The organism is Streptomyces sp. NPDC002276 (genome assembly GCF_053891435.1).
In genome coordinates this window covers 313,502-324,744 of sequence record NZ_JBSFCQ010000001.1, presented here as the reverse complement: position 1 = coordinate 324,744, position 11,243 = coordinate 313,502, and the positions used below count along the sequence as shown (strand labels likewise).

Below are 11,243 nucleotides of genomic sequence, written 5' to 3'. Positions count from 1 at the left end.
GTCAGGCTCCCTTCAGGCCGATGTTGAGGTAGTCGAACTCGAAGCCGTGCTCGGCGTATCCGCGTACCTTGCGGGAGATGCCGACGAGCCGGTCGGCGAACATCGGGGTCATCGCCCCGCCCTTCTCGATCACCAACGTCTGTGCCTCGCCGTAGAGTTCGCGCCGCTTGGTGTCGTCGAGTTCGGCGCGGGCCCGGTCGAGGACCGCGTCGAAGCCCTTGTCGGACCAGGCGGTTTCGTTGTACGAGGAACCGCTGCGGAAGATCTGGGTGAAGAGCTGGTCGACGGGTCGGCCCGTGAACCAGTAGGTCGCCATCAGCGGCTTCTTCATCCAGATCTGTGTGTAGTAGGAGTCCGCCGAGGCCGTCTTGACCTTGATGCGGATACCGGCCCGCTTCGCCGAGTCCTGGTAGGCGAGCGCCATCGGCGTGAACAGCGGGTCGTAGGCGGAGGTGTAGAGGTCCATCGCCAGGCCTTCGTGGCCCGCCTGCTTGAGCAGGTACTTCGCCTGCTCGGGGTCGTGCTTGGGGTGCGCGGAGATGTGGGCCGGGTCGCTGGGCGGCACCGGGTTGTCCCAGCCCGCCGTGCCCGCACCCTGGAGGGCGACCTGTACGACGTGCTCGGGGTCGTAGGCGAGCTTCATGGCCTGGCGGACGCGGACGTCGGTGAAGGGCTTCTCGGTGGTGAGCATCGGGAGGACGTACCACTGGGCGTTCTTCACGCGGGCGATGGTGGCGCGGTCGGAGGCGGCGACCACGCGGGCGGTCGCGAAGTCGAGGTTGGTCTGGGAGAGCAGGTCAACCTGCCCTGCCAGCAAGGCGTTTGAGCGGGCCGACATGTCGGCGACCGAGTAGAAGGCGATCGCGTCGAGGACCGGGCGGCCCGCCCAGTGGTCGGCGTAGGCGGTGACGCGGCCGGGGCCTGCCGGTGCGAACGACTCCAGCTTGAAGGGGCCGGTGCCGATGCCGGTGCGGCCGATGGACTTCGCGCTGCCGTCGGGGATGACGTAGCAGTTGTAGTGCGTCAGCAGGCTGGGGAACTCGGCGTTCGGGGTCTTGAGGGGGACGACGAGGGTGTGGGCGTCGGGTGTGCCCAGCTTCGCCGGGTCGATGAGCGGGGCGAGGACCGCGGCCTGCGGGGACGCCGTCGCCTTGTCGAGGATGTGGCGGAGTGTGTAGGCGGCGTCGGCGGAGGTGAAGGCGCGGCCGTTGTGGAAGGCGACGTCCTTGCGGAGGCGGAAGGTCCAGGTGCGGGCCTTGGCGTCGGGTTCCCAGGACTCGGCGAGGTCGGGGGCGAGATCCCCGTCCGGGCCGATGCGGACGAGCCGGTTGTAGAGGGCGCCCAGGTATTCGTACGCGGACAGGGAGCTGGCCGGGTCGAGGGTCTCGGCGTCGGAGGCGGGCGGCCGGGCGATGCGCAGGGTGCCGCCCCGGTCGGGGGCGCCTTTCGCGGCGGCGGCCGGCAGGACGGGGGCGGCCTCCGCCCCGGCACAGCCGGTCAGCAGCCAGGACCCGCCGAGTGCCGCCGCCGAGGCGAGGCCCGCGGTGAGCACCGACCGGCGGCCCGGGTGGTGGATGTCGGACATGTACCGACCGTCCTTGTCGCTATTCGTTCAGCTATTCGTTCAGCGGAACGATTGAGTGAAGTGCGTGAACGATAACGAGGGGATGGATTCCCGCCAACCCTTTGGGCGCGGAAATTAACGTCCGAAACGCACTGGTTACGAGGAGAAGGCGCGCAGGGGGCGCCGGGACGGGCCGAGGGCGGTCGCTCAGCCGGTGGTCTCGCGGGCCCAGGGCAGCAGTGCCCGCTCCGCGAGGACGACGGCGTGGAAGAGGAGCACGCTCATGGCGCTGAGCAGGGCCGTCGCGGCGAACGCGAGGGGAATGTCGGCGTTGCCGCCGGAGGCCACGGTGACGTGGCCGAGGCCCTGGTCGCCGTCCGCGAACTCGTCGGCGCCGAGTCGCGGCGCACGCGCCGCGAGCATCCGTCCACCGTCGTCCTCGTCACCCACTCCGTGGACGAGGCGGTCCTGCCGACCGACCGGGTGGTGGTGCCGACACCCCGCCCCGGCCGGATCCGTACGGTCCTCGACATCACGCTCCCCGGCCGCGCACCCGCGCCAGGGCCGAGCAGGCGGAGCAACTGGCCCAGCGGGCCGCCGAGTTGCACGCGCCGCCGCTGGACAACGACACCTGATCGCCGGCCCCCCTCCCGCCCCCATCGTCAACTGCCGTCCCTCCAGGCCCTGTTGACATCACACAGCGGGCGCCTAGCGTGTCCAGCGCACAGCATGTCGCACGACATTCGGGATCTCGAACCGGAGTGGAGCGGTGGAGGGACACCGCCGCCCCGACTCCAACTCCTCGACATGCGAAGGACATCGGTGATGACCCCACCCCTGGGCAGACGTCAGTTGCTCGCGGCCGCAGGTGCCACCTCGGCCGCCCTCACCCTCACCGGCACGGACGGCACGGCGTACGCCGCCACGGACCGCGCCGCCGACGGACCCACCGCGGTCCGCGCCTTCCCGCTCACCGCCGTGACCCTGCTGGACAGCCCGTTCCGGGACAACCAGCGCCGCAACTCGGCCTATCTGCGCTTCGTCGACCTCGACCGGCTGCTGCACACCTTCCGTACCAACGTCCGCCTGCCCAGCACCGCGCGGCCCTGCGGCGGCTGGGAGGGGCCCGACGTGGAACTGCGCGGCCACTCCACCGGCCATCTGCTCTCCGGGCTCGCGCTCGCGTACGCCAACACCGGCGACACGGTCCTGCGCGACAAGGGCCGCACCCTGGTCGCCGAACTCGCCAAGTGCCAGGCGGCCTCGCCCGCGGCCGGTTTCCGCACCGGCTATCTGTCCGCGTTCCCGGAGAGCTTCTTCGACCGGCTGGAGGCCGGGACCGGGGTGTGGGCGCCGTACTACACGATCCACAAGATCATGGCGGGGCTGGTCGAGCAGTACCGGCTGACCGGGAACGAGCAGGCCCTCGACGTGGTGCTCCGGCAGGCGCGCTGGGTCGACGCGCGGACGGCGGGACTGTCGTACGAGCGGATGCAGCGGGTGCTGGAGACCGAGTTCGGCGGGATGAACGACGTGCTCGCCGATCTGCACGCCCTCACCGGCAACACCACCTGGCTCGATGTCGCCGAACGCTTCACCCACGCCCGGGTGTTCGACCCGCTGACACAGGGCGAGGACCGGCTCGCCGGACTGCACGCCAACACACAGATCCCGAAGATGGTCGGCGCGCTACGGCTGTGGGAGGAGGGGCTGCCCGAGCGGTACCGCACGATCGCCGCCAACTTCTGGGAGATCGTCACCGGCCACCACTCGTACGTCATCGGCGGCAACAGCAACGGCGAGGCGTTCCACGAACCGGACGTGGTGGCAGGGCAGTTGTCGGACAGCACCTGCGAGAACTGCAACAGCTACAACATGCTCAAGCTGACCCGGCTGCTGCACCTCCACACCCCGGACCGCGTCGAGCTGCTCGACTTCTACGAACGGGCCCTGTTCAACCAGCTGTTGGGGGAGCAGGACCCGGACTCCGAGCACGGCTTCAACATCTACTACACCGGCCTGGCGCCGGGTTCGGTAAAGCGCCAGCCGTCGTTCATGGGCGCGGATCCGGACGTGTACTCCACGGACTACGACAACTTCTCCTGCGACCACGGCACCGGCATGGAGACCCAGGCCAAGTTCGCCGACACGATCTACGCGCACGACGAACAGGCCCTGCTGGTCAACCTGTTCATCCCCTCGCAAGTGGTCTGGCGCGAGCGGGGCATCACCTGGCGGCAGACCACCGGCTTCCCCGACCGCTCCACCACCACCCTGACGGTCATCGCGGGCCGGGCCGCACACCGGCTGCGCGTCCGCGTCCCGTCCTGGGCGTCCGGCGCCCGCGCCGCCCTCAACGGCCGTGCGCTGCCCGACCGTCCGAAGCCGGGCACCTGGCTCACGCTGGAGCGGACCTGGCGCGCCGGCGACCGGATCGAGGTGTCACTGCCGATGCGCACGGTCGTGGAACCGACCCCCGACGACCCCGATGTGCAGGCCGTGCTGCACGGTCCGGTGGTGCTGGCCGGGGCGTTCGGCGACCGGGCCGATCCCTGGCTGTCCCGCCTGGACGTCGACTCCGTACGGCAGTTGTCGTCGGACCCACTGCGCTTCACCGCCCGCGCGGACGACACGGACGTCACCCTGCTGCCGATCGCCCGCGTCCACCACCAGCACTACTCGGTGTACTGGCTGACCGGCGAACCCCCGCCCCCTCCACCGGAGTTCACCGCCTGGCACCGCTTCGACGAGACCTCGGGCACGACGGCGTCGGACGCGACGGGCAACGGCCGTACGGCCCAACTGGTCGGCGGAGCCGCATGGTCGGCGGACGGCCGCCTGGGTGGCGCGGTCGCCCTGGACGGTGTGGACGGTCATGTCGCCCTCGCCGACGACCTGTTGGCGGGTGCGTCGGCGTACTCGTTCGCCACGTGGGTCCGGCTGGACGGTCGGCCCGGGACCTGGAGCCGGATCTTCGACCTGGGGACCGGCGTCACCGCCAACATGTTCCTGACCCCGCTGAGCGGCGACGGCACCCTGCGGTACGCGATCACCGCGGGCGGGGCGGGCGCCGAGCAGCGCATCGACGCCGAGCCGCTGCCCGCCGACCGCTGGGTGCACGTGGCGGTGGCCTACGGCGACGGGACCGCCGTCCTGTACGTCGACGGCGCGGAGGCCGGCCGGAATGCCGCCGTCACCGTGGAGCCGCGCCGCTTCGGCAACCACGTCCGGGCCGGGTACATCGGCCGGTCGCAGTACGCGGACCCGTATCTGAAAGGCGCGGTCGACGACTTCCGGGTCTACGGCAGGGCGCTGAGCGCCGCCGAGGTGGCGACGCTGGCGCGACCCACGTAGCCGTAGCCGTAGCCGGGTCACTCCCCCGCGAAGGCCTTCTCCAGTGCGGCGAGGTCGAACTTGCCCATCGCCATGAAGGACTCCGTCGCACGGGCGACCTTCGCGGGGTCCGGGTCGGTGATCATCTCGATCAGCCGGTTGGGGACGACCTGCCAGGACAGGCCGAACTTGTCCTTGAGCCAGCCGCAGGGGCCGGGCTCGCCGCCGCCTTCGAGCAGCTTGGCCCAGTAGTAGTCGATGTCCTCCTGGTTCTCGCACGGGATCTGGAAGGAGACCGCCTCGGTGAACTTGAACATCGGGCCGCCGTTCAGCGCGACGAACTTCTGTCCGAAGGCCGTGAACTCGACGGTGAGCACCGAGCCGGCCGGTTGCTGGGCGCCCTCGCCGTAGTGGCTGACGCGGCCGGTGCTGGAGTTCTTGAAGATCGACACGTAGAGGTCGGCGGCTTCCTCGGCCTGGCCGTCGAACCAGAGACACGTGGTGAATCCGTCGGTGGTCATGCGTTCCTCCATGGGTTTCTGGGGGGGTTCCTGCGGGGCCTGGGGGGGGTTCCTGGGGCATCGAACACGGTCATCTGTATCGACCGATCGTCACCCTGAAACTCATCGGTCGGGCGCCCGGATAATCCAGGTGGCCGATGCGGGGTGCGGAACTAGGCTTGCGCTCCATGACGTATCCGCAGGCAGACAGCGTTCATCCGTTCCGCCTCGACATCCCGCAGGCCGATCTCGACGATCTGTACGCCCGTCTCGACCGTGTCCGTTGGCCAGACGAGCTGCCCGGCACGGGCTGGGCGTACGGCGTACCGGCGGACTATCTGCGGGAGCTGGTGCGGTACTGGCGGCACGAGTACGACTGGCGGGCGGCCGAGGCCGAGCTGAACGCGTGGCCGCAGTTCACGACCACCATCGACGGGTCGAACGTCCACTTCGCACACATCCGCTCCCCGGAACCGGACGCCACCCCGCTGATCATCACGCACGGCTGGCCGGGCTCGATCGTCGAATTCGTGGACATCGTGGGCCTGTTGACCGATCCGGTGGCCCACGGCGGCGACCCGGCGGACGCCTTCCACGTGGTCGTGCCGAGCATTCCGGGCTTCGGCCTGTCCGGGCCCCCCGCGGACACCGGCTGGGAGGCGGGCCGTATCGCCGACGCCTGGGCCGAACTCATGCATCGCCTCGGCTACGAGCGGTTCGGCGCGCAGGGCGGCGACTGGGGCGCGGCGATCTCCCGCGAACTGGGCCGCGCCCACCCCGACCGGGTCATCGGCGTCCATCTCAACCTGCTGCCGGGTGCGCAAGCCCTCACCGAACCCACCCCCGAGGAACTGGAACCGCTGAGCCCCCAGGAGCGGGCGGACACCCTTGAGTCCTGGCGCCGCTGGACCGAGTGGTCGCGCGAGGGCACCGGATACGCCGTCCTGCACTCCACCCGCCCGCAGACCCTGGCGTACGCCCTCACGGACTCGCCGGTCGGTCAACTCGCCTGGATCGTCGAGAAGTTCAGGGAGTGGACCGACTCGGAGGAACTGCCCGAGGAGGCCGTGGACCGGGACCGGCTACTCACCGACGTGATGCTGTACTGGCTGACGGGAACCGCGGGTTCGGCCGCCCGGATCTACTACGAGCGGGCCCACGCCACCGGCGCCCGGGCCGCCGCGCCCACCCTCCCGTCCACCACCCCCACCGCGCTCGCCCTCTTCCCCGCCGAGCTCCAGATCCCGCTGCGCCACAAGGCCGAACGGACCGAGAACATCGTCCGCTGGACCGAGCTCGACCGGGGCGGCCACTTCGCCGCCATGGAGGAACCGGACCTGCTGGCCGAGGACGCACGGGCCTTCTTCCGGCAGCTGCGCGAGAAGGCCGGGGAGTGAGCGCTCTGCCCAGGGCGAATCTGCTACCAGCCTAGAAACCCGCAGCTGGGGCGGTCCCCGGTCGACAGTGGAGACACCACACAGCCTCGACAAGGAGTGCCGATGTCTTCACTCATGGCCAGCTTCGCGCCGGCCATCATGCCTCGCGCCGAGGAGGGCGACACCCCGCCCTCCCGCTTCGACGACCACCTCGCCGCGCAGCTCCTCGCCCAGCGGATCGTCCTCCTCGGCACCCAGGTCGACGAGGTCTCCGCGAACCGGGTCTGCGCCCAGCTCCTGCTCCTGTCCGCGGAGGACCCGCGCACGGACATCAGCCTGTACGTCAACAGCCCCGGCGGCTCGGTGACGGCGGGCCTCGCGATCTACGACACGATGCAGCTGATCCCGAACGACGTCTCGACGCTGGCGATGGGTTTCGCGGCGAGCATGGGCCAGTTCCTGCTGACCGTCGGCGCGCCCGGGAAGCGGTACGCGCTCCCTCACGCGCGGGTCATGATGCACCAGCCGTCGGCGGGTATCGGCGGCACCACGGCCGACATCGAGATCCAGGCGGAGAACCTGGAGCACACGAAAAGGACCATCGAACGCCTCACCGCCCAGCACACCGGCCAGAGCGAGGAGACCATCTCCCGCGACGGCGACCGCGACCGCTGGTTCACGGCCGAACAGGCCAAGGAGTACGGCATGGTGGACCAGGTCGTCGCCTCACTGGCCGACGTGCGCCCGGCCGCCTCGAAGCGACGGATGGGGCTCTGACATGGGTACGTACACGATTCCGAACGTCGTCGAGCGCACCCCGCAGGGCGAACGCTCCTACGACGTGTTCAGCCGGCTGCTGTCCGAGCGGATCATCTTCCTCGGCACCGACATCGACGACGGGGTCGCCAACGTCGTCATCGCGCAACTCCTCCATCTGGAGTCGGCGTCCCCGGAGAGCGAGATCGCGATCTACATCAACTCCCCCGGCGGCTCGTTCACTTCACTCATGGCGATCTACGACACCATGACGTACGTACAGGCCCCGATCTCGACGTTCTGCGTCGGTCAGGCGGCTTCGACGGCCGCCGTGCTGCTCGCGGGCGGGGACCCGGGACGGCGGTTCGTGCTGGAGCACGCGCGCGTGCTGCTCGGCCAGCCTGCGAGCGGCGGGCAGCGCGGCATGGTCTCCGATCTCGCGCTCCAGGCAAAGGAGATGGTGCGGATCCGCTCCCAGGTGGAGGAGGTGCTGTCGCGGCACACGCACCACGACATCGCGACGCTGCGCGCCGACATGGACCGCGACAAGGTGTTCACCGCGCCGGAGGCCGTGGCGTACGGCCTAGCCGACGAGGTGGTCAGCCGACGTCTCGTCGCGGTCTGAGCGACACCGTCAGGCGGCGACCAGGCACAGCCCGTTGTACGGCGAACTCACCCTGCCCTGACGCCTGTTGCGGTGCTGGGTGAACTCGTTCCGGGTCAGCGACAGCAGGTCGCCGAGGTCGAGACCGAGGGCGTGGGCGGCGGCCGCGAGGACCTCCGAGGATGCCTCCTTGCGGCCCCGCTCCACCTCCGAGAGATACGGCATGGAGATCCGGGCGGCGTCGGCCACATCCTTCAAGGTGCGTTCCTGGGCGAGGCGTTCACGTCGTAGGACGTCACCGACCAGGTCGCGCCACAGAGGTTCCTTGGGCGCGGGAACCGCCGGCTCCGGTAGGTGAGGGGCCGGCTCGTGCGGGCGCAGGGGGATCACGCGGGCTTGGTTCGGCGCTTCGTTGCTCACCCCCTCAGACTAAAAGGGTTGGACGCGAGGGCAAGGGATCAGCATTCTGCCCTGGGTGGAATCGCCGATCCGAAGGGTACGGGAACAGTGCTGCGCGACACGTTCGACGGGGTTGCCGAGCGGTACGACCGGGCCCGCCCCCGGTATCCGCGCCCTCTCGTGGCGGAACTGGCCCGGCTGGCGGACCTCGGCCCGGACAGCCGGGTACTGGAGATCGCCCCCGGTACCGGTCAACTCACCGTCCCGCTGGCCGAGTTCGGCTGTCGGCTGACTGCCGTGGAGCTGGGGCCGTCCCTGGCGGCGGTCGCCCGGCGGAACCTGGCAGCCTTCCCCCAAGTCGACGTACAGGTGGCGGACTTCGAGCGGTGGGAACTGCCGGACGAGTCCTTCGACCTGGTGGTGATCGCGACGGCGTTCCACTGGTTCCATGCCCGGGACTTCATGGCGAAGGCGGCATCCGCCCTGCGTCCCGGCGGGCGGCTCGCCGTCGTCACCACCCATCATGTGGCGGGCGGCACCCAGGAGTTCTTCGACCGGATGCAGCGCTGCTACGAACGCTGGGACCCGACCACTCCGCCCGGTTTCCGGAGTCCCACCGAGGACGAATCGGCCACGGACACCGCGGAGTTCGAGCGCTCCGAGCACTTCGACGACGTCACTGTGTGGCGCGATGCGCAGGAGATCACGTACACGACCGACGAGTACCTCGACGTCGTGCTCACGTACTCGGGCCATCTCGCGATGGACGAGCCCTCGCGTCAGGGCCTCCTGGCCTGCCTCCGGGAGCTGCTGGACACACGGCACGGCGGCCGGGCCACCAAGCGGTACCTGCACGAGCTGATCACAGCCACTCGGACCGGAACCTAACCGCTCAGCTCCACCACGGCCCGCACCTGCTTGCCGACCGGTACGCGTTCGACGGTCACCCGGGCGGCCAGGGCGTGCACGATCTCCAGGCCGTGTCTGCCGATCCGCTCGGGGTCGCGGGCGAAGAGCCGGGGCAGGGCGACACTGCTGTCACACACCGACACCGTCACCGCGGCGTCCGTACCCTCCAGCTCCAGGATGTACGGGCCGTTGCTGTGCCGGTCCGCGTTGGTGACCAACTCGCTCACGACCAGCAGCAGTTCGCCCTCGGACCGGTCGTCGATCGTGGCGCACCACTCGGTTCTGAGCTGTTCGAGGAACTGGTGGGTGAAGTGCCGGGCATCGGAGATGCAGCCCGGTTCCCCGGTGTAGTGCGCCGCCCGCCGCAGCGGTTCCACGGGCACGTCGAAACGAGTCGGTATCACTACCCCGTCCCGGTGGTCGATCATGCGTGTCTCTCTCGAAGGCGGGCGCCGGCCTTGTTGCTGTCGCACCAGTGCTCGTACCCAGCCCCACGCCGGGCAGTCCACCTACGAGAGTGACGGTGAACTCGTCCCCGGGGAAACCGGCGCGCTGAAGCTCGACAGCGAAGCCGACGCGGAGTTCGACGCGGACGTCGTCGTAGCGCTGGAGGCGATCGATTCGGGCGCGGAGGACGAGGCCGACGAAGCCGACGACGACTCGGTCGAGGGCGGCTCCGAGGACGGCGATTCCGAACTCGGGGACGACGAGGACGGAGCGGACGGCGACGAGGAGGACGAGGACGGGGAGCTCGACGTCGGCGGGCAGGGGCTCGTGGACGCGCCGGGCGTACCCGGCGTGCCGGGGGCCGTGGAGGCGCACGCCGACGGGGAGTTGGAGGACGGTGAGGTCGGCGGGGACACGGTCACCGAGGGGCTGGCCGGGTTCAGCGGCGGCGGGGTCCGGTGGTCGTGGCGGCCCGTGTCGCCGTGGTGGCGGCCGAACCAGTGCCCGTTGTGGGGGTCGTAGATCACGAAGATGTTGACGACCTGCGGTGCGGGCGTGACCACGACGACGTTCTGCGGCCGGTACGACGACCAGGTGTCGCCGGTCGGCTTCGGGGTGGACTGCTGGGCGACGGGCGGGGAGAGCGGGTTGCCGCAGGCGCAGCGGACGCGGGGCACGCCGTGGCTGTCGACGAGGACGGCGGTGCCCGCCTGGAGGACGGCCTGGTAGCTGGTGGCGACGCCGTCGCGGTAGCCGTGGTTGGTGACGCGGGTGTCCATGCGCAGCTGTACGGGGGTGAGGGAGCGCAGATAGGCGGGGACTCCGGCGGGCTGGACGCCGACGACGGACGCGAACGCCTTGTTCTTCGCCGGGTTCGCCTGGAGCGCCTTGATCTGCTTCTCCACGTCACAGGTGGCGACGTTCTGGGTGCCGCCGTAGAGGCCGGGGGCGCCGCCGTCGACACCGCGCACGGCGTTCGCCGGTTCCGACGCGGTGGGTGAGGCGGAGACGGGCGGGGCGGAGCTCTCGCTCGCGGTGGACTCCGTGAACGGGTCGGGACCGGTCTTCGCCGCGGCCTGGAGAAAGACCTCGCCCTTGCTCGCGGTCTTGGTCGAGCCGCCGTCGGAGCGGGTGAAGACGAGGCCCAGCACCACGGCGGCCACCACGACCGCGGTCAGGATCGCGACGCGCGGCACCGACTTCCACCAGGGGCGGTGGGGTTCCGGCGCCCCGGCGCCACCGCTGCCCGAGGGCTGCGAGGGCGGGCCCGAAGGCGGCTGGGAGGGTCCCGACAGCGGGCCGGAGGGCGGTCCGGTGGGGCGGCCTGAAGACGGAGGTTCGACGCTCACGAGTTC

Annotated in this window: 11 protein-coding genes; 5 read left to right on the top strand and 6 right to left on the bottom strand. The window is 70.4% G+C overall.

What is annotated here, in order from left to right; all coding sequences use genetic code 11:
- Position 1: 1 nt before the first annotated feature.
- Positions 2-1,585, bottom strand: coding sequence for an ABC transporter substrate-binding protein (locus ACWIHT_RS01530; RefSeq protein WP_456163211.1), 1,584 nt, complete (start codon positions 1,583-1,585; stop codon positions 2-4).
- Between the two features lie 186 nt (positions 1,586-1,771).
- Positions 1,772-1,987 carry a hypothetical protein gene (locus ACWIHT_RS01525; protein ID WP_456163209.1) on the bottom strand — a complete coding sequence of 72 codons (216 nt, stop codon included), beginning with the start codon at positions 1,985-1,987 and terminating at the stop codon, positions 1,772-1,774.
- 402 nt (positions 1,988-2,389) lie between these two features.
- Between ACWIHT_RS01525 and ACWIHT_RS01520 the strand changes: the two genes are divergently transcribed.
- Complete coding sequence (locus ACWIHT_RS01520) at positions 2,390-4,918, top strand: beta-L-arabinofuranosidase domain-containing protein (protein WP_456163207.1); 2,529 nt, start codon at positions 2,390-2,392, stop codon at positions 4,916-4,918.
- A 17-nt stretch (positions 4,919-4,935) separates the two neighbouring features.
- Here ACWIHT_RS01520 and ACWIHT_RS01515 read toward each other — a convergent pair whose 3' ends face one another.
- Positions 4,936-5,418 (bottom strand): VOC family protein, encoded by a 483-nt coding sequence (locus ACWIHT_RS01515; protein ID WP_456163205.1) that lies wholly within the window; start codon positions 5,416-5,418, stop codon positions 4,936-4,938.
- 167 nt (positions 5,419-5,585) lie between these two features.
- On the opposite strand from ACWIHT_RS01515, the gene ACWIHT_RS01510 reads away from it, so the two are divergent.
- The 3 genes from ACWIHT_RS01510 to ACWIHT_RS01500 all read left to right on the top strand — a co-directional run bounded on the left by ACWIHT_RS01510 (position 5,586) and on the right by ACWIHT_RS01500 (position 8,154).
- The gene (locus ACWIHT_RS01510; protein ID WP_456163203.1) at positions 5,586-6,794 is read left to right on the top strand and encodes an epoxide hydrolase family protein; all 1,209 of its coding nucleotides are present in this window, start codon (positions 5,586-5,588) and stop codon (positions 6,792-6,794) included.
- Positions 6,795-6,896: 102 nt separating this feature from the next.
- The gene (locus ACWIHT_RS01505) at positions 6,897-7,550 is read left to right on the top strand and encodes an ATP-dependent Clp protease proteolytic subunit (RefSeq protein WP_456163201.1); all 654 of its coding nucleotides are present in this window, start codon (positions 6,897-6,899) and stop codon (positions 7,548-7,550) included.
- Between the two features lies 1 nt (position 7,551).
- Positions 7,552-8,154 carry a ClpP family protease gene (locus ACWIHT_RS01500; RefSeq protein WP_456163199.1) on the top strand — a complete coding sequence of 201 codons (603 nt, stop codon included), beginning with the start codon at positions 7,552-7,554 and terminating at the stop codon, positions 8,152-8,154.
- Positions 8,155-8,163: 9 nt separating this feature from the next.
- Here ACWIHT_RS01500 and ACWIHT_RS01495 read toward each other — a convergent pair whose 3' ends face one another.
- Complete coding sequence (locus tag ACWIHT_RS01495; protein ID WP_456163197.1) at positions 8,164-8,553, bottom strand: helix-turn-helix domain-containing protein; 390 nt, start codon at positions 8,551-8,553, stop codon at positions 8,164-8,166.
- An 87-nt stretch (positions 8,554-8,640) separates the two neighbouring features.
- On the opposite strand from ACWIHT_RS01495, the gene ACWIHT_RS01490 reads away from it, so the two are divergent.
- On the top strand, positions 8,641-9,420 hold the full coding sequence (locus ACWIHT_RS01490; RefSeq protein WP_456163195.1) for a class I SAM-dependent methyltransferase: 780 nt from the start codon (positions 8,641-8,643) through the stop codon (positions 9,418-9,420).
- Here ACWIHT_RS01490 and ACWIHT_RS01485 read toward each other — a convergent pair.
- Positions 9,417-9,869, bottom strand: coding sequence for an ATP-binding protein (locus ACWIHT_RS01485; RefSeq protein ID WP_201055920.1), 453 nt, complete (start codon positions 9,867-9,869; stop codon positions 9,417-9,419). The genes ACWIHT_RS01490 and ACWIHT_RS01485 overlap by 4 nt on opposite strands.
- 81 nt (positions 9,870-9,950) lie before the next feature.
- Positions 9,951-11,237: a DUF6777 domain-containing protein gene (locus tag ACWIHT_RS01480; RefSeq protein ID WP_456163193.1), complete on the bottom strand. Its 1,287-nt coding sequence runs from the start codon at positions 11,235-11,237 to the stop codon at positions 9,951-9,953.
- Positions 11,238-11,243 lie beyond the last annotated feature (6 nt).